This is a genomic window from Geodermatophilus sp. URMC 63 (genome assembly GCF_053502565.1).
Map to the genome: position 1 here is coordinate 1,826,532 of NZ_CP199956.1, position 21,889 is coordinate 1,848,420.

Here is a 21,889-nt window from a genome sequence, read left to right on the forward strand (position 1 = left end):
CCCTGGCTCGCGAGTCGTGAGCGGGACGGTGGCCCCCCTGCAGGGTCCCGCCGCGAGCCTGCGAGTGGTGGGGGGCAGGGGGGTCCTTTCTCAGACGCGGCGGCGGGCCCGGTAGGCGGCGACGGTCGAGCGGCTGGCGCAGGTGTTGGAGCAGTAGCGGCGGCTGGCGTTGCGCGAGGTGTCGACGTAGACGTCGTCGCACCCCTCGGCCGAGCAGACGCCCAGGCGCTGCCACCCGTGCTGGGCCACCACCTGGGACAGGCCCATGGCCACCGTCGTCGTCAGCTGCTCCAGCGCGGAGGCGTCGGGCCGGGCGTAGTGCAGGTGCAGCTCGCCGTCGTGGTCGGTGGCGTAGGGGTGCGGCCGGGCGAGGGCGAGCAGTTCGTTGAGCCGCGCGATGACGTCGTCCTGGGTCCCGGCGAGGGCGACGGCCCGCACCAGGTCGGCGGTCGCCGCGGCGCGGCGCGCCTCGGCGGGGGTGAGCTCCAGCGGCGTCTGGACGGGAAACCACTCGTCGTGGCTGCGCAGGAAGGCCTCGGCCCAGTCGGGATCGCGGTCGCGGTCGGCGTTGGCCAGGTCGATGGCCAGCTCGACGGCGTTCGACCCGTAGGTGTCGTAGTCCATGTGAGTCCCTACCGCCCTGCTAGTGTCGTAGGCGGTCAACGAGGTTTGACCGCCTACTGTTCCGAGTGAGCCGAATCGAGATCCGTCGTGCGTGCCTACCTGTCGGTCTGGCGTCTGCCGTCCGCCCCCGTCCTGCTGGTCGCGGGCTTCGCCGGCCGGCTGCCCTCGGCGATGGTCCCGCTGGCGCTGCTGCTCATGGTGCAGCAGCAGACCGGCTCCTACGCCGTCGCCGGGCTCGCGTCGGCGACCTACGGCGTCGCGATGGCGGTCATGGCCCCGGTGCTCGGCCGGCTGGCCGACCGGCGCACCCCGCGCCCGGTCCTGCTGGCCCAGGCCGCGGTCCACCCCCTGCTGCTGGTGCTGCTCGTGGCCGCCGTCCTCGGCGGGGCGCCCGCCCCGGTGGTCGTGGCCGCGTCGGCCGCTGCCGGCTTCGGGACGCCGCTGGTGTCCGGTGCCGTCCGCGCGCTGTGGTCGCGGGCCGACCCCGCCGTCCGCCCCACCGCCTACGCGCTCGACGCGACGGCGACCGAGCTGGTGTTCGTGGCCGGGCCGGCGCTGGTCGCCACCCTCGCCGTGCTCGCCGGCCCGGCGTGGGCGCTCGCCGTCGCGGGGGTGCTCGCGGTCGCCGGCGCGCTCGCCATCGCGGCGTCGGCGGCCATGCGCGGCTGGGCGCCCCCGCCGGCCGCGGCCCGCACCGGCCCGCTCGCCACCGTGCTCACCCCCGGCATGCCGCGGGTGCTGGTCAGCGGCTCGCTGCTGATGCTCGGCTTCGGGGCACTGGAGGTCGCCGTCCCCGCCTTCGCCGACGCCGCCGGGGCACCCGGGGTGTCGGGCCTGCTGCTGGCCCTGTGGTCGCTCGGCTCGGTCGCCGGTGGCCTGTGGTTCGGCGCCCGGGTGGTCAGCGCGTCGCTGCCCAGGCAGTACCGGTGGCTGCTGTTCGGCGTCACGATCGGCCTGGCCCCGCTCACCGCGGCGTCCAGCCCGTGGGTGCTCGGCGCCCTGCTCTTCCTCGGCGGGACGGCGATCGCGCCGGCGCTGACCGTGCAGAACTCGCTGGTCGGCGCCCTGGCCCCGGCGCACGCCACCACGGAGGCGTTCACCTGGCTGTCGACCGTGGCCACCGGCGCCTCGGCGGTCGGCGCGGCGCTCGGCGGCGCGCTGATCGAGGGCCCGGCCGGGGTGAGCGGCAGCCTGGTGCTGGCCGTCGCGGGCGCCGCCCTCGCCGTCCTGGTGACCCTCCTGCCGGGGCGGCGGGCGACCCGGACGCTCCGGCAGGAGGCGGTGGCGGCCCGACCCCGGGCTGGGAGGGGCCAGGCGGGCGCTGGTACTGTGCTCCTCGGTGGTTCCGGGGGGACTCGGACCCCGGGAGGCTTCGCCTAGTCCGGTCTATGGCGCCGCACTGCTAATGCGGTTTGGGTTAATCCCCATCCCGGGTTCAAATCCCGGAGCCTCCGCGCACGACAACTGCACACCGGCACCCGTAGCTCAACGGATAGAGCATCTGACTACGGATCAGAAGGTTAGGGGTTCGAATCCCTTCGGGTGCACGTCTGGTTGAGACAGCACCGCGGCCCCGTCCTCCTCGTGGAGGGCGGGGCCGCGGTGTCTCCGGGGTCGTGTGCGGTGCCGTGCCGCACGGGATCGTGGGTGTGTGGGGCGGGGGACCGGTCCAGGCGGTCTGGCCGCGTTGGTCGATCCACCGAGCTGTCGGTGGCCACTCGTTGGCCGGTTGCCCCCGCCCACGACCACTGTGAGCCGGGTCACACCGGTCGTCAACCCCGCCCGCCTGCCGGGCGTGTCGGTGCCGTCCTCCCGCCGGGTCCCGTGAACGGGAGGACGCCTCACCCCACCCGGCGCAGCACCTCCGGGGTCAGCTCCGTCACGGAGGTGTGCCCGGTCAGGCCCAGGCTGAGGTCGAACTCGCCCAGCACGTCGGAGACCACCTGCCGCACGCCGGCCTCCCCGCCGAGGCCCAGCCCCCACGCGTAGGGCCGGCCGAGCAGCACCGCGCGCGCTCCCAACGCCACCGCCACCAGGACGTCGGCGCCGCTGCGGATGCCGCTGTCGAGCAGCACCGGCGCCCGGTCGCCCACCGCCGCGACGACGTCGGGCAGCGCGTCCAGCGCGGAGATCGAGCGGTCGACCTGCCGCCCGCCGTGCGTGCTGACCACCACGCCGTCGACCCCCTCGTCCAGCGCCCGGCGGGCGTCGTCGGGGTGCAGCACGCCCTTGAGCAGGATCGGCAGCCGCGTGCGGGCACGCAGCCAGGCGAGGTCGGCCCAGGTGATCGAGGGCCGCGAGTAGATCGCCTGGAAGGTCTCGACGCCGGCCCGCGGCAGCGGCGAGCGCAGGTTCTCCCGCAGCGGGCCGGGCCAGGCGCGCGCCATCCCGACCATCGCCAGCACGGCGGCGAGCGTGGGCCGGGGCTGCCGGTCGCGCCCGGCCGCCTCGCCGGCCTGCGTGGGGGCGACGTCCCCCGCCGCGGCCACCCGCTGCTCCACCAGCCGCCGGAAGACCGGGTCGGAGGTGTACTGCGCGATGCCCTTGCCGAGCGCGAAGGGCAGGTGGCCGAGGTCGAGGTCGCGCGGGCGCCAGCCGAGCATCGTCGTGTCGAGCGTGACCACCAGCGCCTCGCAGCCGGCCGCCTCGGCCCGGTGCACCAGGCTCTCCACCAGGTCGTCGGAGGTGGACCAGTACAGCTGGAACCAGCGCGGCGCGTCGCCCATGGCCTGCGCGCAGGTCTCCATCGGCACCGACGCCTGGTTGGAGAACACGAACGGCACGCCGAGGGACGCCGCGGCGCGGGCCACCGCCAGGTCGGCCTCGCGGTGCACCAGCTCCAGCGCACCGACCGGGCCGAGCAGCAGCGGGGCGGGGATCCGCCGGCCGAACAGCTCCACGGAGGTGTCGCGGGCGCTGACGTCGCGCAGCACCCGCGGGACGACGGCCCACCGGTCGAACGCCGTGCGGTTGGCCCGCTGGGTGTGCTCCTCGCCGGCGCCCCCCGCCACGTAGGCGTAGGCGCGGGCGGTCAGCCGCCGCCGGGCGCGGCGCTGTAGCGGCCGGGCGGTGGTGGGCACGAGCGGGGAGCGCCCGTACACCCCGGCGCGGTAGACCTCGTTCTGGCGGCGGCGTCCGGTCCCGGCTGCTGAGTCCACGACCGTCACCGTAGTGACCCGCGTCTCGCCCGGGACGGCCCCGTACCGGCCGGTACGACACGCCCGGGACCCGACACGCCGCGCGGGGCGGACGACGCGCCGCGGACTCCTCGTCCGCGCGCGGTCCCGCCCCGCATCATGGGGGCGCGCTCCTCGCCGGACCACCGTGCGCGGCGCCGCACGACCGTCCAGGGGGGATCCGTGCCGGTCGGGACGACGCCGACGCGTCCGCCCTCCCCCGTCCTGACGACGAGGCTCGCGCTGCTGTCCGCCGTCGCGGGCCTGCTGGTGCTCGGCGTGGCGGGCGCCGTCCCCGCGGCCGCCGTCGACGACCCGGCCCGGCCCGACGCCCGGGTCACCCACGGTCCCAGCTGCCACCCCGGCGGCGTGGTGGTCGAGGTGACCGCCGGCACCGTCGCCTACGCGGTCACGCTGGCCACCACCCGCCGGCCCGAGGGCGAGGACCGCACCGAGGTCCAGCCCGGCGCGACCGTGGTGCTGCGCACCGGCGACGTCGACTGGGGCGAGACGATCGACAGCCGGCTGGAGTACGCCGCGCTCGACGGGTCCGGCACCGTCCACGTCGACGAGCTCGACGGCTTCTCCTACACCCGCCCGGCCGAGGAGGACTGCGCGGCGATCGCCGCGCCGTCGTCCGCGGCGGAGGCCCCGTCCGGCGTCGCCCCGGCGCCCGCCCCCTCCGTGGACGCTCCGCCGGCACCGGGGTCGTCCTCGGACGCGACGCCGGTCCCCGACGTGGCGCCGGGACCGCCCGCGCCGGAGACCGTCCCGGACACCCCCGCCGACACCTCCGCCGACACCCCCGCCGACACCCCCGCCGACGGACCGGCCGTCGGTGCCGGTGCGGCCGGCGCCTCGACCCGGCAGGTCCCCGCCGGGGGTGAGGTCGTGCTGACCGGCACGGGCTTCGCGCCCGGCGAGGAGGTCACCGTCCGGACCGCCGACGGCACCGTCCTCGCGTCCGTGCCGGCCGGCCCGGACGGCACCGTCGAGATCACCGTGCGCCTGCCCGGAGGCGCGGACGCCGGCGCCACGACGGTGGAGCTGACCGGGGCCACCTCGGCGGTGACGGCCGCGGTGCGGCTGCAGGTCGCCGCGGCCGCGGCGCCGGTCGACCCCCTCCCGCTCCCGCTGGTCGCGGCCGGCGTGGCACTGCTGGCGAGCGCCACCGGGCTGGTCCTCGCGGCCGGCCGGCGCGGGTCCGCCTCGGCGCGGCCCCGGCCGAGCGGGAGCGCCTGAGCGCCGCGTCGGCGAGACTGGGGCGATGCGGCCCGAGGACGTGCTGGCGACCCCGATCCCGTCCGGGGAGGTCCCGTCCGACCCGGCGGCGCTGCCCGGGTCCGCGCCGGGCGCCGCCGAGACCTGGCTGCGCATCGTCCAGGTGCACGACCGGGTCACCCACCGCGTCGACTCCGCGCTGCACCGCGACCACGACCTCTCCCTCACCGGCTTCGAGGCCCTGCGGCGGATCGCCGAGGCGCCGGGCGAGCGGGCCACCATGGGCGAGGTGGCCGAGGCGCTCGGGCTCTCGCGCGCCGGCGTGACCAGCACCGTCGGGCGGCTCGTCGAGCAGGGGCTGGTCGTGCGGGAGCGGCGGCCCGGCGACCGGCGGCTGCTGCACGCCCGGCTCACCGACGCCGGCCGCGCACGGGTCCGGGCCGCCGCGGCCACCCACGACGAGCTCGTCGCGCACCTGCTCACCCTGCTCGGGGACGACGCCGCGGTCGTCACCGACGCGCTCGCCCGGGTCTCCGCGGCCACCCGCATCCGCCGCTGACGAAGGACCCCCTCGCCCCCCACCCGCTCGCTCCGCTCGCGTGCGGGACCCTGCGAGGGGGCCGTTCCAGCATCTCACCGGGGGAACTTCAAGCCCGTAGTGTTTGACCGGCGCCCGGGTCGGGCAGGGCGCGATCATGCTCGCGGAGTGCACCGTCGTCGTGCCGACCATCGGTCGGCCGTCGCTGGACGTGCTCCTCGACGCCCTCGCGGCCGCTCCCGGGCCGCGTCCCGCCGAGCTGGTCGTCGTCGACGACCGGCCCGAGGGGCCGACGCTGACCGTCGAGCGGCCCGGGCTGCCGCCGGTCCGCGTGGTCCGCACCGGCGGCGGCGGGCCCGCTCGCGCCCGCAACCTCGGCTGGCGGACGGCGCGCACCCCGTGGGTGGCCTTCCTCGACGACGACGTCGTCCCCGACCCCGACTGGTACCAGCGGCTGGCCGAGGACCTCGCCGGCCTGCCCGCCGACGTGGCCGGCAGCCAGGGCCGGGTCCGCGTGCCGCTGCCCGGGGACCGCCGGCCCACCGACTGGGAGCGCGGCACCGCGGGCCTGGCCACCAGCTCCTGGATCACCGCCGACCTCGCCTACCGCCGCGCCGCGCTGGCCGCCGTCGGCGGCTTCGACGAGCGCTTCCCGCGGGCCTTCCGCGAGGACTCCGACCTGGCGCTGCGGGTCATGGACACCGGCTCCCGGCTGGTCCGCGGGCAGCGCTGGATCACCCACCCGGTGCGCCCGGTCGACCGCTGGGTCAGCGTCCGCGTGCAGGCCGGCAACGCCGACGACGTCCTCATGCGCCGGCTGCACGGCCCGGGCTGGCGCGAGCGCGCCGACGCCGCGCTCGGCCGCCGTCCGCAGCACCTCGCCGTCACCGCGGCCGGGGTCGCCGCGCTCGGGCTGGCCGCGGCGCGCCGGCCGCGCGCCGCGGCCCTCGCCGCGCTGGCCTGGGCGGCCGGCACCGCCGAGTTCGCCCGGGCGCGGATCGCGCCGGGCCCGCGCGACCGCGCCGAGGTCACCACCATGGCGCTCACCAGCGCGGCCATCCCGCCGCTGGCCACCTGGCACTGGCTGCGCGGCGTCGTGCGGCACCGCCGGGTGACGCCGTGGCGCGGCCTGCCCGACCTGGTGCTCTTCGACCGCGACGGCACGCTGGTGCGCGACTACCCCTACAACGGCGACCCCGAGCTGGTGCGCCCGGTGCCCGGTGCGCGGGAGGCGGTCGAGGCGCTGCGCGCCCGCGGCGTCCGCGTCGGGGTGGTGAGCAACCAGTCCGGGGTGGCCCGCGGGATCATCACCCCCGACCAGGTCGACGCCTGCATGGCCCGGCTCGACGAGCTGCTGGGCCCCTTCGAGACGATGCAGGTCTGTCCGCACGGCCCCGACGACGGCTGCGTCTGCCGCAAGCCCGCGCCCGGGATGGTCGTGGCCGCCTGCGCCGAGCTCGGCGTCGACCCCGCCCGGTGCGTGGTCATCGGGGACATCGGCGCCGACGTCGAGGCCGCCGCCGCGGCGGGGGCCGCCGGGATCCTGGTGCCGACGCCGGTGACGCGCCGGCAGGAGGTCGCCGCCGCGCCCCGCCGGGCGCCGACCCTGACCGCCGCGGTCGACGACGTGCTGGCGGGGCGCTGGTGAGCGCCCGCCGGGGGACGGTGCTCGTCGCCCGGCTGGACAACGCCGGCGACGTGCTGCTGCAGGGCCCGCTGGTCCGCGCCGTGGCGCACGGGGCCGAGCGGGTGGTGTTCCTGGCCGGGCCGGCCGGCGCCGAGGCCGCCGCGCTGCTGCCCGGCGTCGACGAGGTGCTCACCTGGGCCTGCCCCTGGATCCTCGGCGACCCGCCGCCGGTCGACGCCGCCGACCTCGCGGCCCTCACCGAGCGGGTGCGGGCGCTGGCGCCCGACGAGGCGGTGCTCTCCACGTCGTTCCACCAGTCGCCGCTGCCGCTCGCGCTGCTGCTGCGGGCGGCCGGCGTGCCCCGCCTGAGCGCCGTCAGCGTCGACTACCCCGGCTCCCTGCTCGACGTCCGGCACCGGACCGACGAGGACCTGCCCGAGCCCGAGCGCGCCCTGTCCCTGGCCCGCGCCGCCGGCTTCGACCTCCCCGACGGTGACGACGGCCGGCTCGCCGTCCGCCGTCCCCTGCCGCCCGTGGACGCGCGAGATCTGCACACTCGCGGCTTCCGGGCGCCCGGAGGCCACCGGTGTGCAGATCTCGCGGAGGCGCTGGTGCCCGGCTACGTCGTGCTGCACCCCGGGGCCTCCGTCCCCGCCCGCGCGTGGCCGGCCGGGCGCTGCGCGGAGGCGGTCGAGGCGCTGGCCGACGCCGGCCATCGCGTGCTGGTCACCGGCGGGCCGGGCGAGCGCGGGCTCACCGCCGCGGTCGCCGGCACCCGCGGCGTCGACCTCGGCGGGGCCACGACGCTGCCGGAGATGGCCGCGCTGCTCGACGGCGCCGCGGCCGTCGTCGTCGGCAACACCGGCCCCGCGCACCTGGCCGCCGCCGTCGGCACGCCGGTGGTCTCGCTGTTCAGCCCCGTCGTCCCGGCCACGCGGTGGGCGCCCTACGGCGTGCCCACCGTCCTGCTCGGTGACCAGGACGCCCCCTGCCGCGACACCCGGGCCCGGGTCTGCCCGGTCCCCGGCCACCCGTGCCTGACCTCGGTGACCGCCGCCGACGTCGTCGCCGCCGTCGAGAAGGTGAGTGCATGAAGGTCCTGGTCTGGCACGTGCACGGCTCCTGGACGACGGCGTTCGTCCAGGGCGGCCACGAGTACCTGGTCCCGGTCGTCCCCGGCCGGGGCCCCGACGGCCTGGGGCGGGCGCGCACGTGGGACTGGCCGGCGTCGGTCCGCGAGGTGACCCCGGAGCGGCTGCACGAGGAGGACGTCGACGTCGTCGTCCTCCAGCGGACCCGCGACCTGGAGCTGGTCCGGCAGTGGCTGGGCCGCGAACCCGGTCGCGACCTGCCCGCCGTCTTCCTCGAGCACAACGCGCCGGGTCTCGAGCCCGGCGACGGGCCGGTGCCGCACACCCGGCACCCGCTGGCCGACCGCGACGACGTCCCGATCGCCCACGTCACCCACTTCAACCGGCTCTTCTACGACAACGGCCGGGCACCGACGACGGTGATCGAGCACGGCATCGTCGACCCCGGCGAGCGCTACACCGGCGAGCTGGCGCGGGCCGCCGTCGTCACCAACGAGCCGGTGCGCCGGGGCCGCACGGTCGGGGCCGACCTGCTGCCCGGACTGGCCGCGGTCGCCCCGGTCGACGTCTTCGGCATGGGCCTGGCCGGGCTGCACGAGCGCCACGGCCTCGACCCCGACCGGGTCGCGCTGCACGACGACCCGCCGCAGGCCGCGATGCACGCCGAGCTCGCCCGCCGCCGCGTCTACATGCACCCGGTGCGGTGGACCTCGCTCGGGCTCTCCCTGCTCGAGGCGATGCACCTGGGCATGCCGGTGGTCGCGCTGGCCACCACCGAGGTGGTCGAGGCGGTGCCGGCCGACGCCGGCGTGCTCTCCACCCGGCCCGACGTCCTGTGGGACGCCGTCCGCACCTACCTGCACGACGAGGACGCCGCCCGGCTGGCCGGCACGGCGGCCCGCGCCGCCGCGCTGGAGCGCCACGGGCTGCCCCGGTTCCTCTCCGACTGGGACGCCCTGCTCGAGGAGGTGACCCGATGAGGACGCACCGGGCCCCCGGCGCACCGCTGCGCATCGACCTGGTCAGCGAGCACGCCTCGCCGCTGGCCGCGATCGGCGGCGTCGACGCCGGCGGGCAGAACGTGCACGTGGCGGCCCTGGCGGCCGGGCTGGCCGCCCGCGGCCACGAGGTCACCGTGCACACCCGCCGCGACGACCCCGACCTGCCCGGCGAGGTGCCCACCGACGACGGCTACGTCGTCTCGCACCTGACCGCGGGCCCGGCGGAGGCGCTGCCCAAGGACGACCTGCTCGCGCACGTTCCGGCGCTGGCCGCCGCGCTGCGCGCCCGCTGGGCCGTGCAGCCGCCCGACGTCGTGCACGCGCACTTCTGGATGAGCGGGCTGGCCGCGGTCGAGGCCGCCGCGAGCCTGCTCACGCCGGTCCCGGTGCTGCAGACCTTCCACGCGCTCGGCTCGGTGAAGCGCCGCCACCAGGGCGACGCCGACACCTCGCCGGCGCAGCGGGTCGAGCTGGAGCGGGGCCTGTGCCGGGCGGTCGGCCACGTGGTGGCCACCTGCAGCGACGAGGTGTTCGAGCTGCGCCGGCTGGGGCTGTCCCACGACCGCGTCTCGATCGTGCCGTGCGGCGTCGACACCACGGTGTTCACCCCGCGCGGGCCGGTCGCCCCGCGCACCGACCGGCCGCGGCTGCTGGTGCTCGGCCGGCTGGTGGAGCGCAAGGGCCAGGAGGACGCCGTCCGCGCGCTGGCCGCCGTCCCCGACGCCGAGCTGGTCGTCGTCGGCGGCCCGCCGCCGGACGCGGTCGACGCCGACCCCGAGGTCCGCCGGCTGCGCGCCGTCGCCGCCTCCCTGGGGGTGGCCGACCGGGTCCGCTTCGCCGGGTCGGTCGCCCGCGCCGACGTCCCGGCCTGGGTGCGCTCGGCCGACGTCGTCCTCGCCGTGCCCTGGTACGAGCCCTTCGGCATCACCCCGCTGGAGGCCATGGCCTGCGGCCGCCCGGTGGTGGCCACCGCCGTCGGCGGGCTGCAGGACTCCGTCGCCGACGGCGTCACCGGCGACCTGGTGCCCCCGCGCGACCCGGAGCGCCTCGGCGCGGTGCTCGCCGCGCTGCTCGCCGACGACGCCCGCCGCGCCGCCTACGGGGCGGCCGGGGTGCGGCGGGCCCGCGCCCGCTACCGGTGGGCCCGCGTGGCCGCCGACACCGAGGCCGTCTACCGGCACGTCCTGTCCACCCGGCGTCCCGTCGAGGCCGTCCGATGAGCGCCCCTGGAGGTCGCCCGATGAGCTCCGCCCCGTTGTCCGAGGCCCCCCACTCGGCCGGCGAGGTCGTCTCGCCCGACTCGTGCACGCACCTCACCGGCCGCGACCACGTCGCCTCGCTGACGCACGCGCTGCGCAGCCTCGACGCGTCGGTCGACACCCTCGACCGCTGGGGCGCGCTGCTGGCCGACGTGCTGTGCGGGGAGACGCGCGGGCGGCTGCTGGCGGCCGGCAACGGGGGGAGCGCCGCCCAGGCGCAGCACCTCACCGCCGAGCTGGTGGGCCGCTACCGCGCCGACCGGCCGCCGTTCTCCGCGATCTGCCTGACGGCGGAGACCTCCTCGCTCACCGCGATCGCCAACGACTACCCGGCCGACGAGCTGTTCGCCCGCCAGGTCGAGGCGCACGGCCGCGGCGGCGACGTCCTGGTGCTGCTGTCGACGTCGGGCCGCTCGCCCAACGCCGTCGCCGCGGCCCGGCGCGCCCGCGAGTGCGGCATCACCGTCCTGTCGATCACCGGCCCGGCGCCCAACCCGCTGGCGGCGGCCTCCGACGAGGCGGTCTGCATCGACTCCCCGTGGACGGCGACCGTGCAGGAGTGCCACCTGGTCGCCCTGCACCTGCTGTGCGCCGCCTTCGACGCCGCGGTGCTCGCCGAGCCGGCGCGCGTGCCGGTCAGCCGGATCGGGGTGGCCCGGTGAGGCCGCTGGTGGTCGTCGGCGACGCGCTGCTCGACGTCGACCTGGTCGGGACGGCGTCGCGGCTGACGCCCGACGCGCCGGTGCCCGTGGTCGAGGACGTCGAGAGCCGCGAGCGCCCGGGCGGTGCCGCGCTGGCCGCGGTGGTCGCGGCGCGGGCCACCGGCCGCGAGGTCGTCCTGGTGGCGCCGATGGCCGACGACGAGGGCGCGGCGCGGCTGCGGGCGCTGCTGGCCGGGCGGGTGCGGCTGGTCGCCGTCCCGGCCACGGGCGGCACCGCGGTCAAGCGCCGGGTGCGGGTGGGCGACCACTCGGTGGTGCGCATCGACAGCGGCGCACCGACGGTCACGCTCGGCGACCTGCCCGCCGAGGCCGTGGAGCTGATCCGCGACGCCGCCGCCGTGCTGGTGGCCGACTACGGGCGCGGCACGACCGCCGACCCCGCCGTCCGGGCCGCGCTGGCCTCCGCCGGCGGGCCGGTCGTGTGGGACCCGCACCCGCGCGGGGCCGACCCGGTGCCGTCGGTGCGGCTGGTCACCCCGAACGCCGCGGAGGCCGCGCGGGTCGCAGCCGGTGTCGACGGGAACGGCCTCGCTGCCGTGGGCGCCCGTGCCGAGGCGCTCATCCGGCACTGGGGCGTCGGCGCCGTCGTCGTCACCCTGGGTGCCCGCGGTGCGCTGCTGTCCTACGGGGAGGGCGCGCCGATGGTCGTGCCCGCCGTCCCGGTGACCGGCGGCGACCCGTGCGGCGCGGGTGACTCCTTCGCCGCCGCCGCGGCGCTGGCCCTGGCCGACGGCGCGGTGACCGGCGAGGCGGTGGCGGCCGCGGTGGCCTCCGCCGGGCGGTTCGTGGCGGACGGCGGTGCCGCGGCCTGGGACTCCGCTCCCGCTGGCGAGCCGGACGGAGTCGCCGACGGCGGGGTCTCCGCGCTGCTGGCCCGCGTGCGCGCGGCCGGCGGCACCGTGGTGGCCACCGGCGGCTGCTTCGACCTGCTGCACGCCGGGCACGTGGCCACGCTGCGCGCCGCCCGCGGGCTGGGCGACTGCCTGGTCGTGTGCGTCAACTCCGACGACTCGGTGCGCCGGCTCAAGGGCCCGTCGCGGCCGCTGGTCACCGCTGCCGACCGCGCCCGGGTGCTCGAGGCGCTCGAGTTCGTCGACGCGGTCGTGGTCTTCGACGAGGACACCCCGGCGCAGGTGCTCGACCGGCTGCGGCCCGACGTCTGGGCCAAGGGCGGCGACTACGCCGGCGCGGACCTGCCGGAGGCCGCGGTGCTGCGGCAGTGGGGCGGGCAGGCCGTCGTCCTGCCCTACCTCGACGGCCACTCGACCACCGCCCTGGTCGAGCGCTCCCGGAGCAAGGACCCCGTTCTCCCCACGCTTCGCAAGCTCAGCGCGGGGCCCGGAACGGGGCCGTGAGTGCACGGCCGGTCGCGGTCGTGCTGCGGCCGCTGGGGCTCGGCGACCTGCTGACCGGCGTCCCCGCGATCCGGGCGGTGCGGGCGGCGGTGCCGGAGCACCGGCTGGTCCTGGCGACGACGGCCGCGCTCGCGCCGCTGGCCGGCCTCGTGGACGCCGTCGACGAGGTGCTGCCCGCCCGCGAGCTCGAGCCGCTGGACTGGGCCGGCCCCCCGCCGGAGCTCGCCGTCGACCTGCACGGCAAGGGGCCGGCCTCGCACGCCGTCGTCGCCGGCCTGCACCCGGCCCGGCTGCTCACCTTCGCCAGCCCCGGCTGGCCGGGCCCCACCTGGTATCCCGACGAGCACGAGGTCCAGCGCTGGTGCCGGCTGGTCGCCGAGGGCCTGGGCGTCGCGGCCGACCCCGACGCGCTCGACCTCGCCGTCCCGGCCGTGCCCCCGCCGGTGCGCGGCGCGGCGCTGGTGCACCCCGGCGCGGCCTTCCCCGGGCGGCGGTGGCCGGTCGAGCGGTTCGCCGCGGTCGCCCGGGAGCTGGCCGGCGCCGGGCACAACGTGCGGGTCACCGGCGGGCCGGCCGAGCGCGAACCGGCCTGCGCCGTGGCACGCGGGGCCGGCCTGGGCGAGGACGCGGTGCTCGCCGGGCGCACCTCGACGCTGGAGCTGGCCGCCACGGTGGCCGCGGCGCGGGTGGTGGTCAGCGGCGACACCGGGGTGGCGCACCTGGCCACCGCCTACCGCCGCCCGTCGGTGGTGCTCTTCGGCCCCGTCTCACCGGCGCTGTGGGGGCCGCCGCCCCGGACCAGGGGCGGGGGAGCGCTGCACGTCGTCCTCTGGCACGGGGACGGCACCGGCGACCCCTGGGGCACCGAGCTCGACCCGGCGCTGGCCCGGATCACGGTCGACGAGGTGACCGACGCCCTCGACGCCCTCCTCACCCGCACGCGCCACGATCAGGGGACCTGATCGTGGCGCGTCCTCCCCGACGGTGGACGGCGGCCCTCCTGCAGGGGCCCGCCGCGAGCGTGCGAGCGATGGGGGGCAGGAGGGTCCTTCGAGCGCGGCGGTGAGGGAGGACGGCGGCTAGCGCTGCCGCAGCGCGTCGAACAGGACGGTCTGCAGCGCGGTCGGGTCGGCCGAGGAGTAGGCCGCTCCGCCGGTCGCATCGGCGATCTGCTCGAGCGCGGCGATGTCGGCGTCCGGGCCGAGCGCGACGCCGATGACCTTCACCGGCCGGTCCGGGTCGGCCTCGTCGCGCAGCGTCTGCAGCAGCTCGTCGAGGGCGATGCCCTGGTCGTCCTCGTTGGTGCCGTCGGTGACGATGACGACGCTGCTCACCGCATTCGGGTCGAACTGCTCGCGGGCCGACCGCACCGCGGCGAGCGTGGTGTCGAACAACCCCGTCCCGCCGCGCGACAGCCGCTCGGGGATGGTGTCGAGCTGCTCGTCGAGCAGCTCCCGCTGGGTGGTGCCGCCGTCGACCTCGGTCTCCAGCGTGCGGATGGGCGCCAGCTCGCTCCAGTCCTGCTCGCCCTCGAGCTGGTAGGCGAACACCCACAGCCCGATCGACGACGTCCCGGGGATCAGCGCCAGCGCGCTCTTGGCGGCGTCGCGGGCCAGGCTGGCGCGGGTGCCGTCGCCGGCGGGGGCCTCCATCGACGCCGACACGTCGAAGACGGTCAGCAGCCGGGACGGCGCGGCCAGCCGGGAGAGCTCGGCCAGCAGGGCCTGCACCTGCTCGGCGTCCACCTCGAGGGCCTCCGGCGCCTCCTCGCGGATCCCCTCACCCGGGTCGGTCGGCGCGGTGCCGTCGGCGTCGCGGAAGCCGGCGGCCAGGACGGCGGTGCGCGCCGTCCCGGAGGTCAGCGTCCGGACGACGGCGTCCACGGCGGCGCGGTCCTCCTCGCCTGGCGAGCCGACGCGCAGCACCGGGTAGTCCAGCTGGGGCGAGCCCTCGGACGGGTAGACGGCGACCAGCTGGGAGTCCTCGGCGCCGCGGCCGGCCGTGACGACCTCCTGCTCGCTGACCGGCACCAGCGGTGCGTCGGCCTCGCCCGCGCCGGCCGCCTGCAGCGCCTCGGCCGGGGTGACCGCGGGGCCGCGGCGGGCGGCGAGCACCGCCTGGACGACGGCGTTGTCGGCGGCGTCGGTGCCGCCCAGGGAGGTCCGCAGCGCCGACAGCGCGGACAGCCCCTCGGCGCTGGCGGCCAGGTCGGGCACCGCCACGGGCCGCACGCCGGTGAGCGCGTCGCGCCAGGCCGGCGGCTCCTCGGTCCAGCCGAGCTCGTCGGCGGTGGCGCGGCTGGTGCCGAGGACCACCGGCGAGGTGGCCATCGAGCCGGAGTCGTCGAGGTCGGTGTCGGCGGCCCGGACCGTCCACAGGGAGCTGTCGGGCACCCACACCTCGGGGAGCGCGTCGCCCTCCAGCGCCTCGAGGTCCCCGACGGTCTGCAGCGGCTCCTGGGCGGTCACCTCGGCCGCGGCGCAGGTGCCGCCGCCGAGGTCCTGGGGCTCGTCGAGCAAGTCCTGCGCGACGTCGGCCATCTCGGGGGCGACGGTCAGCCGGACGGTGCGGGTCTCGTCGCAGCCGCCGCTGGAGCCGGCCAGCCACCACACCAGGACCCCGGCCACGAGGGCCACCACGACGAGGCCGACGACCAGGGCGATCCGCAGGGTCGGCGCGGGGAGCGGTGCCCGGCGCGCAGAGGTGGTGTCGGCGTGGCGGCCCATGCTCGCTCTCCGTCAGAGTCCGGTTCCTCGGCGTGCCCTCCGACCGCCGGTCCCCAGGGTAGATGCGGACCGGCACGCACCGCCGCGGGGTCGGTCGTGCCTGCCTGGAGGAGCGGACTGCCCGCGACCGGCCGGTTCAGCCGGCCTGGACGGCGGCCGCGGCGCGCTGCTCGGCGAACCAGGCGACGGTGCGGCGCAGGCCCTCCTCCGAGGACACCGCCGGCCGCCAGCCGAGCAGCTGCTCGGCGCGGGTGGTGTCGGGACGGCGGACCCGGGGGTCGTCGACGGGCAGGTCGATGAAGGAGATCCCCGACGACGAGCCGGTCAGCTCGACGATCCACTCGGCCAGCCGCAGCATCGACAGCTCGTCGGGGTTGCCGATGTTGACCGGGCCGGTGTGGTGCGAGAAGGCCATCGCGAGGATGCCGCGCACGGTGTCGTCGACGTAGCAGATGGACCGGGTCTGCGAGCCGTCGCCGGCGACGGTCAGCGGCCGGCCGGAGAGCGCCTGCCCGACGAAGGCCGGGATGGCGCGGCCGTCGTCCGGGCGCATCCGCGGGCCGTAGGTGTTGAAGATCCGCACGATGCCGGTGTCGGTGCCCTTCGACGTCCGGTAGGCGGTGGTCATCGCCTCGCTGAAGCGCTTGGCCTCGTCGTAGACGCCGCGCGGGCCGACCGGGTTCACGTTGCCCCAGTACTCCTCGCGCTGCGGGTGCTCCAGCGGGTCGCCGTAGACCTCCGAGGTCGAGGCCAGCACGTAGCGGGCGCCCTTCTCGTGGGCCAGGCCGAGGGTGTGCAGGGTGCCGAGGCTGCCGACCTTGAGCGTCTCGATCGGCATCCTCAGGTAGTCCAGGGGGCTGGCCGGCGAGGCGAAGTGCAGCACCAGGTCGACCTCGCCGGGCACGTGCACGAAGTCGGTGACGTCGCAGCGGACCAGCCGGAAGCCCGGGTGCTCCATCAGGTGGACGACGTTCTCCGGCGACCCGGTGAGGAAGTTGTCCAGGCAGACGACCTCGACGCCGCGGTCGAGCAGGTGCTCGCAGAGGTGGGAGCCGAGGAAGCCGGCCCCACCGGTCACCACCGCCCGCCGGATCGTCCGTGCCGCGTGCACCATGCGCCTGCTCCCTCGTCTCGCCGTCCTCCTGCGCGGAGGGGTCCCGGAGCTGCCTACCCGGAGATCAACTCCCGACACTTCACCATCTGAGTGTCTTCCGCGACTCGGACCGGACGACGACAGGCCGCCGGCCTCCGCGAGGAGACCGACGGCCCGAGGAAGGACCCCGTCCTCCTCACCCCTCGCATGCTCGGGGCGAGCCTCTGGACGGGGCCGCGCGCGTGCGAGGGAGAGGAGGGAGTTCCGGTTAGTTCACCGGCTCCTCGTCCGGGATGCCGCTCTCCGGCGGGGTGGCCGCCTCGCCGTCGTACTCCTCGATGTCGGCGTCGCCGTTGTCGGTGACCAGCACGGGGGTGAGGTCCTCGGAGGCGTTGCCCTGGATCCGGCTGACCAGCATGCCGCTGTAGCCGGCGTGCTTGTCCTCGGAGTAGCGGAACGGCGAGAAGCCCGGGCCCTGCCAGTCGCCACCGGCCTGCTCGACGGCGGCGACCAGGTCGTCACGCGTCGGGTTCTGGCCGGCCGACTGCAGCGCCTGGACCATCGTGTACGCCTGCGACATGCCGTAGGCGCGGTAGTTGGTGAGCTCGCCCTCCTGGCCGGACTCGTCCCACACCCGCTGCCACAGCTGCGTCCACGGGTTGTCGGGGGAGTCGACGCCGGGGATGTACTCGGTGGTCAGCACGCCGTCGAGCAGGCTGGCGTCGCTGACCGCGCCCTCGGAGAAGCGGGCCAGCAGCGAGCCGACCAGCGCCGGGTCCGAGCCGACGTTCGAGTAGAACCACTGCGGGTCGTAGCCCAGCTGCAGCGCGGTCAGCTGCGACAGCGCGGTGTAGCTGGGCACGTTGAAGCCGAGGACGAAGTCGGCGCCGGCGGCCTGCAGGGCCGAGATCTGCGGGCGGACGTCGGTGTTGCCCGGGACGTAGGTCTCCTCCGCGACGATCTGGTCGTCGAGGTACTCCCGGGCGCCGGCCGCGCCGTCCTCGCCGAAGTCGTCGCCCTGGAGGAAGAGGCCGACCTTGGCGTCGGGGAAGTTCTCGGCCACGTACTGGCCGATGATCTTGCCCTCGATCTCGTAGTCGGGCTGCCAGCCGAAGGTGTAGGGCTTGTTCTCCGGGTCGTCCCACAGCCGCGAGCCCGACGACACGAACAGGTCGGGCACGCCCTCGCTGTTGAGGAAGTCGGTGACGGCGTTGTGGGTCGGGGTGCCCAGGCCGGACATGATCGCGAAGACCTCGTCCTCGAGGACGAGCTGGTTGACCACCTGGCTGGTGTTGGTCGGGTTGTAGGCGTCGTCGCGGTAGACGAACTCGATGTCGCGCCCGTTCACGCCGCCGTTGGCGTTGACGAAGTCGAAGTACGCCTGGACGCCGGTCGGGATCTCGCTGTAGCCGGGCGCCGCGACACCGGTCAGCGGGTAGTGCGCGCCGAGCTTGATGGTGTCCTCGGTGATGCCGACGTCCGAGGCCTCGTTCTCCTCGGAGCCGCCACCGCCCCCACCGCTCCCGGAGTCACTGCCGCCGCAGGCGGCCAGGGTGGTGGCGACGGTCGCCGCGGCCATGAAGCTGACGAGGCGTCGTGAGGATCGTGTCAAGGGATCTCCTCTGTGCGTACCCGGGCGCCTGTGCCCGGGAGTCTGTGGGTGGGGTGGGGAGCGGGGACCGGCGCGGCCGGCGCTCCCTCAGCCCCGGGCGTGGGCGCCGGTCCGCCGGGCGCGCGCCCGCAGCCAGGCCAGCCGGACCGAGCCGACCAGGCCCGCGGGGGCGAACAGCATGACCACCACGAGGATCACGCCGTAGACGACGTAGGAGATCTCGGCGGCCTGGGCGGCGTCCATGTCCAGCGACTCACCGGCGTCGCGGAGCAGCCGCGGCAGGAAGACCAGCAGCACCGAGCCCAGCAGCGCCCCCAGCAGGCTGCCCAGGCCGCCGATGACGATGGCGGTCAGCAGGGACAGCGACAGCACGATGGTGAACGCCGTCGGCGCGGTGAGGCGGACGACGAGGGCCAGCACGGCACCGGCCAGGCCCGCCGCCGCGGCGCTGACGACGAAGGCGGTCACGCGCCACGCGCCCAGGTTGATGCCGGCGAGCTCGGCGGCGACCTCCTGGTCGCGCACCGCCCGCCAGGTGCGCCCGACGCGGCTGCGCATGAGGTTGGCCAGCAGGAAGTACGTGACCAGCAGGCAGGCGACGCTGATGTAGGCGATCCACTTGACGCCGGACGGCGAGCCGCCGGACAGGGTGCGGATGGTCTCGGTGAACCACTCCGGCCGGTCGGGGCTGGACACCGTGAGGCCCTGCTCGCCGCCGAGGCTCTCCTTGAAGTACAGCGCCAGGCCGGGCAGGCCGACGGCCAGGGCCAGGGTGGCGCCGGCCAGGTAGGGGCCGTGCAGCCGGGCGGCCGCCACCCCGACGACCGCGCCGACCAGCGAGGTCAGCGCGACCGCGGCCAGGAAGATGACCACCAGCGGCAGCGGCTCCTCGGCGTCGAGCATCAGCGCCGTCGTGTAGCCGCCGACCGCCATGAGCGCGCCGTGGCCGAGGGAGATCTGCCCGTTGAGCCCGGTGAGCACGGTGAGGCCGCCGGCGGCGATCGCGTAGAAGGCCACGTACCCGACCTGGGCGTTGAAGCCGAGGTCGGTGGACTCCAGCAGCAGCACCGCGCCGACGGCGCAGACCACCAGCACGAGCAGGTGGCGCAGCAGGGTGTTGCGCGGCAGTAGCGAGCGGCCGCCGGTGGCCTGCACCGAGCTGGCGTTCGCCGCGGCCGTGGCGGTCGAGGGCGCGTCGGAGGAGGCGGCCCCGGCGTCGGCCGAAGACGCGGGGGTGTGCAGGTCGCTCATGCCGCTCATGCCCTCCGGGTCTGGGTCGTCGAGAACAGGCCGCCGGGCCGCACCAGCAGGACGACCACGAGGATCACCAGGGCGGCCAGGCCGACCAGCTCGTCGCCGACGTAGCCGCGGACGTAGCTGAGCGCCAGGCCGAGCAGCAGGCCGCCGACGACGGCGCCGATGGGGGAGTCCAGGCCGCCGAGCACCGCGGCGACGAAGCCGAAGACGATCAGCGCGTCCATGTAGGTCGGGGTCACGAAGGTGACCTCCGCGGCGATGAGCATGCCGGCCAGCGAGCCGACGACGGCGGCCAGCGCCCAGCCCAGGGTCAGCATCCGGCCGACCCGGACGCCGAGCAGCCGGGCGACCTCCTGGCCGAAGGCCGAGGCGCGCATGGCCAGGCCGACGCGGGTGAACCGGAACAGCGCGGTGAGCCCGACCATGACCACCAGCACCGCACCGAGGGTGAACAGCGTGTTGGGGCTCAGCGCGAGGTTGGTGTCCCCGACCGAGAAGCCGATGGTCGAGAAGGGTGCGACGAAGGCCCGCTGGTTGACGCCGAACAGCACCGAGATGAGCGCCTGGATGGCGATGAACAGGCCCAGCGTGACGATGACCGCGTTCAGCTCCGGGCCGCCCTCGACCGGCCGGATGACCAGCCGCTCGACGACGGCGCCGATGACCAGGCCGGCGAGCAGCGCCACGAGCAGGCCGACCCAGTAGGACTGGCCGTTCTCGATGAGGGACAGCGCGATGAACGTGGTGATGGCGGCCATGGCGCCCTGCGCGAAGTTGACGATCCGGGTGGACCGCCAGATCAGCACGAGAGCGAGCGCGAAGGCCGCGTACACCGCCCCGGTGATGACCCCGCCGAGGGTGAGGTTGACGAACTGCGTCACGGAGGAGCTGCCTTCCTGGTGGTGCGGAGGAGCAGGGGGAGGCTAGAAGCCGAGGTAGGCGTGCCGGAGGTCCTCGTCGCCGGCCAGCCGGGCGGCGTCGTCGGTGACCACGACGCGGCCGAGGTTGAGGACGACGCCGGTGTCGGCCACCGACAGCGCGCTGCGGGCGTTCTGCTCGACCAGCAGCACCGACAGGCCCTCGGTGTCGACCAGGTGGCGGACCATCCCGAAGATCTGGGCGACGATCCGCGGGGCCAGGCCCAGCGACGGCTCGTCGAGCAACAGCACCTTCGGCCGGGCCAGCAGCGCGCGCCCGATGACGAGCATCTGCCGCTCGCCGCCGGAGAGCGTGTGCGCCGTCGCGTTCCGGCGCTCGGCGATGCGCGGGAAGAACGAGTAGACGCGGTCGAACTCCTCCTGGCCGACCTTGCCGCGGAACAGCGAGCCCACCCGCAGGTTCTCGTCGACGGTCAGCTCGGCGATGACGCCGCGGCCCTCGGGCACGTGGGACATGCCCTTGGTGACCATGGCCTCCACCGGCGCCCGGGTGACGTCCTCGCCGCCCAGCACGACCCGCCCGGCGGTGGGCCGGACCAGGCCGCTGATCGTGCGCAGCAGCGTCGTCTTCCCGGCGCCGTTGGCCCCGAGGACGGCGGTGATGCGGCCCTGCTCCGCCTGCAGGGTCACGCCGTCCAGGGCCCGCACCGGGCCGTAGGCGGCGGAGAGGCCCTCGACCGAGAGGACGGCGTCGGCCGTCGCGGTGCCGCCGGCCGCAGCCGGGCCGCCCGCCGACAGGCCGGCGGCCGAGGCGCCCGACGCGCTGCTGCCGTGTGCGCCGGTGTCAGCCACGCTGCGTCCCCCCGTCGGTGGCCGCCAGCTCGGCGGCGTCGGCCTCGGCGTCGACGGCGTCGCCGAGGTAGGCCTCGGTGACCGCCGGGTCGTTCTGCACCTGCTCGGGGGTGCCGGCGGCGATCTGGCGGCCGGAGTCGAGCACGGTGATCTGGTCGCAGACGCGCATGACCAGGTCCATGTGGTGCTCGACGAGCAGCACGCTCATCCGGCCGGACAGGTGGCCGATGAGCGTCCCCAGCTCGTGCATCTCGTCCTCGCTCAGCCCACTGGCCGGCTCGTCGAGCAGCAGCAGCTCGGGCTCGGACACCAGGGCGCGGGCCAGCGCGACCCGCTTCTGCACGGGGTAGGGGAGGCTGCCCGGGTAGCGGCCGGCGTAGTCCTCGGCGTCGAGCTCGGTGAGCGCGGCCATCGCGCGCTCGCGCAGCCGCGCCTCGTCCCGGTCGGCGGTGGGGATCGCGAACAGGGCGGACAGGAAGCCGGCGCGGGCGTGCTTGTGCGCCCCGACCATCACGTTCTCCAGCACGCTCAGGCCGGGGAACAGGCCCACGCCCTGCAGCGTGCGGGCGATGCCCAGCCCGGCCAGCTGGGCCGGCCGCAGCCGCCGCAGCTCCGCGCCGCGCCAGGCGATCCGGCCCTCGGTGGGGCGGACCAGCCCGCAGGCCACGTTGAACATCGTCGTCTTGCCGGCGCCGTTGGGCCCGATCAGGCCGTGCACCTGGCCCGGCTCGACGGTCAGCGACACGTCCGTGAGGGCCTTGACGCCACCGAAGGCGACGCTGATCCCGGTCATCTCCAGCCGGGACGTGGGCGACCGGTCCTGGGGCGGGGTGCTGCTGCCTGTGGTTCCGGGCGGC

The 21,889-nt window shown here is 76.5% G+C and carries 19 protein-coding genes and 2 tRNA genes; 12 read left to right on the top strand and 9 right to left on the bottom strand.

Annotation, left to right across the window (positions count from 1 at the left end):
* Positions 1-90: 90 nt before the first annotated feature.
* A complete protein-coding gene (locus ACWIZO_RS08805; protein WP_448642106.1) occupies positions 91-624 on the bottom strand; it encodes a CGNR zinc finger domain-containing protein in 534 nt (177 codons plus the stop codon).
* A gap of 87 nt (positions 625-711) precedes the next feature.
* On the opposite strand from ACWIZO_RS08805, the gene ACWIZO_RS08810 reads away from it, so the two are divergent.
* From ACWIZO_RS08810 to ACWIZO_RS08820, 3 genes are all read left to right on the top strand, one after another.
* A complete protein-coding gene (locus ACWIZO_RS08810) occupies positions 712-2,004 on the top strand; it encodes an MFS transporter (RefSeq protein WP_448642107.1) in 1,293 nt (430 codons plus the stop codon).
* Positions 1,990-2,078, top strand: a tRNA-Ser gene (locus ACWIZO_RS08815). Before ACWIZO_RS08810 ends, ACWIZO_RS08815 begins: the two co-directional genes overlap by 15 nt.
* Positions 2,079-2,098: 20 nt before the next feature.
* Positions 2,099-2,171, top strand: a tRNA-Arg gene (locus ACWIZO_RS08820).
* A gap of 294 nt (positions 2,172-2,465) precedes the next feature.
* Here the strand turns inward: ACWIZO_RS08820 and ACWIZO_RS08825 are convergent.
* The gene (locus tag ACWIZO_RS08825; RefSeq protein WP_448642108.1) at positions 2,466-3,782 is read right to left on the bottom strand and encodes an alpha-hydroxy-acid oxidizing protein; all 1,317 of its coding nucleotides are present in this window, start codon (positions 3,780-3,782) and stop codon (positions 2,466-2,468) included.
* A gap of 201 nt (positions 3,783-3,983) precedes the next feature.
* Here ACWIZO_RS08825 and ACWIZO_RS08830 point away from each other — a divergent pair, with 201 nt between their 5' ends.
* The 9 genes from ACWIZO_RS08830 (at position 3,984) to ACWIZO_RS08870 (ending at position 13,576) form a co-directional block, all read left to right on the top strand.
* Positions 3,984-5,042, top strand: a complete 1,059-nt coding sequence (locus tag ACWIZO_RS08830) for a hypothetical protein (protein WP_448642109.1) — start codon at positions 3,984-3,986, stop codon at positions 5,040-5,042.
* A gap of 25 nt (positions 5,043-5,067) precedes the next feature.
* Positions 5,068-5,580 (top strand): MarR family winged helix-turn-helix transcriptional regulator, encoded by a 513-nt coding sequence (locus ACWIZO_RS08835; RefSeq protein WP_448642110.1) that lies wholly within the window; start codon positions 5,068-5,070, stop codon positions 5,578-5,580.
* Between the two features lie 103 nt (positions 5,581-5,683).
* Positions 5,684-7,207: an HAD-IIIA family hydrolase gene (locus tag ACWIZO_RS08840; protein ID WP_448642111.1), complete on the top strand. Its 1,524-nt coding sequence runs from the start codon at positions 5,684-5,686 to the stop codon at positions 7,205-7,207.
* Positions 7,204-8,280 (top strand): glycosyltransferase family 9 protein, encoded by a 1,077-nt coding sequence (locus ACWIZO_RS08845; protein WP_448642112.1) that lies wholly within the window; start codon positions 7,204-7,206, stop codon positions 8,278-8,280. Before ACWIZO_RS08840 ends, ACWIZO_RS08845 begins: the two co-directional genes overlap by 4 nt.
* Positions 8,277-9,257, top strand: coding sequence for a glycosyltransferase (locus ACWIZO_RS08850; RefSeq protein ID WP_448642113.1), 981 nt, complete (start codon positions 8,277-8,279; stop codon positions 9,255-9,257). The genes ACWIZO_RS08845 and ACWIZO_RS08850 overlap by 4 nt, the downstream gene beginning before the upstream one ends.
* Positions 9,254-10,498 (top strand): glycosyltransferase, encoded by a 1,245-nt coding sequence (locus tag ACWIZO_RS08855; protein WP_448642114.1) that lies wholly within the window; start codon positions 9,254-9,256, stop codon positions 10,496-10,498. The genes ACWIZO_RS08850 and ACWIZO_RS08855 overlap by 4 nt, the downstream gene beginning before the upstream one ends.
* Before the next feature lie 20 nt (positions 10,499-10,518).
* Positions 10,519-11,199, top strand: coding sequence for a D-sedoheptulose-7-phosphate isomerase (locus ACWIZO_RS08860; RefSeq protein WP_448642115.1), 681 nt, complete (start codon positions 10,519-10,521; stop codon positions 11,197-11,199).
* Positions 11,196-12,614 (top strand): D-glycero-beta-D-manno-heptose 1-phosphate adenylyltransferase, encoded by a 1,419-nt coding sequence (gene rfaE2, locus ACWIZO_RS08865; protein WP_448642116.1) that lies wholly within the window; start codon positions 11,196-11,198, stop codon positions 12,612-12,614. Before ACWIZO_RS08860 ends, rfaE2 begins: the two co-directional genes overlap by 4 nt.
* A complete protein-coding gene (locus ACWIZO_RS08870) occupies positions 12,611-13,576 on the top strand; it encodes a glycosyltransferase family 9 protein (RefSeq protein ID WP_448642117.1) in 966 nt (321 codons plus the stop codon). The genes rfaE2 and ACWIZO_RS08870 overlap by 4 nt, the downstream gene beginning before the upstream one ends.
* A gap of 117 nt (positions 13,577-13,693) precedes the next feature.
* Here the strand turns inward: ACWIZO_RS08870 and ACWIZO_RS08875 are convergent, their stop codons facing one another.
* The 7 genes from ACWIZO_RS08875 to ACWIZO_RS08905 all read right to left on the bottom strand — a co-directional run bounded on the left by ACWIZO_RS08875 (position 13,694) and on the right by ACWIZO_RS08905 (position 21,825).
* Complete coding sequence (locus ACWIZO_RS08875; protein ID WP_448642118.1) at positions 13,694-15,340, bottom strand: VWA domain-containing protein; 1,647 nt, start codon at positions 15,338-15,340, stop codon at positions 13,694-13,696.
* Between the two features lie 136 nt (positions 15,341-15,476).
* Positions 15,477-16,454 carry a UDP-glucuronic acid decarboxylase family protein gene (locus ACWIZO_RS08880; protein ID WP_448642119.1) on the bottom strand — a complete coding sequence of 326 codons (978 nt, stop codon included), beginning with the start codon at positions 16,452-16,454 and terminating at the stop codon, positions 15,477-15,479.
* Positions 16,455-16,701: 247 nt separating this feature from the next.
* The gene (locus ACWIZO_RS08885; RefSeq protein ID WP_448642120.1) at positions 16,702-18,045 is read right to left on the bottom strand and encodes an ABC transporter substrate-binding protein; all 1,344 of its coding nucleotides are present in this window, start codon (positions 18,043-18,045) and stop codon (positions 16,702-16,704) included.
* Between the two features lie 87 nt (positions 18,046-18,132).
* Positions 18,133-19,296, bottom strand: coding sequence for a branched-chain amino acid ABC transporter permease (locus ACWIZO_RS08890; protein ID WP_448642121.1), 1,164 nt, complete (start codon positions 19,294-19,296; stop codon positions 18,133-18,135).
* A gap of 5 nt (positions 19,297-19,301) precedes the next feature.
* Positions 19,302-20,183 (bottom strand): branched-chain amino acid ABC transporter permease, encoded by an 882-nt coding sequence (locus ACWIZO_RS08895; RefSeq protein WP_446758384.1) that lies wholly within the window; start codon positions 20,181-20,183, stop codon positions 19,302-19,304.
* A 42-nt stretch (positions 20,184-20,225) separates the two neighbouring features.
* The gene (locus ACWIZO_RS08900) at positions 20,226-21,032 is read right to left on the bottom strand and encodes an ABC transporter ATP-binding protein (RefSeq protein WP_448642122.1); all 807 of its coding nucleotides are present in this window, start codon (positions 21,030-21,032) and stop codon (positions 20,226-20,228) included.
* Positions 21,025-21,825 (bottom strand): ABC transporter ATP-binding protein, encoded by an 801-nt coding sequence (locus ACWIZO_RS08905; RefSeq protein WP_448642123.1) that lies wholly within the window; start codon positions 21,823-21,825, stop codon positions 21,025-21,027. The genes ACWIZO_RS08900 and ACWIZO_RS08905 overlap by 8 nt, the downstream gene beginning before the upstream one ends.
* Positions 21,826-21,889: the final 64 nt, after the last annotated feature.

Coding starts and splice junctions, on each gene's coding strand:
- ACWIZO_RS08805 (WP_448642106.1), bottom strand. CDS start 624: ATGGACTACGACACCTACGGGTCGAACGCCGTCGAGCTGGCCATCGAC.
- ACWIZO_RS08835 (WP_448642110.1), top strand. CDS start 5,068: ATGCGGCCCGAGGACGTGCTGGCGACCCCGATCCCGTCCGGGGAGGTC.
- ACWIZO_RS08850 (WP_448642113.1), top strand. CDS start 8,277: ATGAAGGTCCTGGTCTGGCACGTGCACGGCTCCTGGACGACGGCGTTC.
- ACWIZO_RS08855 (WP_448642114.1), top strand. CDS start 9,254: ATGAGGACGCACCGGGCCCCCGGCGCACCGCTGCGCATCGACCTGGTC.
- ACWIZO_RS08860 (WP_448642115.1), top strand. CDS start 10,519: ATGAGCTCCGCCCCGTTGTCCGAGGCCCCCCACTCGGCCGGCGAGGTC.
- ACWIZO_RS08875 (WP_448642118.1), bottom strand. CDS start 15,340: ATGGGCCGCCACGCCGACACCACCTCTGCGCGCCGGGCACCGCTCCCC.
- ACWIZO_RS08880 (WP_448642119.1), bottom strand. CDS start 16,454: ATGGTGCACGCGGCACGGACGATCCGGCGGGCGGTGGTGACCGGTGGG.
- ACWIZO_RS08890 (WP_448642121.1), bottom strand. CDS start 19,296: ATGAGCGACCTGCACACCCCCGCGTCTTCGGCCGACGCCGGGGCCGCC.
- ACWIZO_RS08905 (WP_448642123.1), bottom strand. CDS start 21,825: ATGACCGGGATCAGCGTCGCCTTCGGTGGCGTCAAGGCCCTCACGGAC.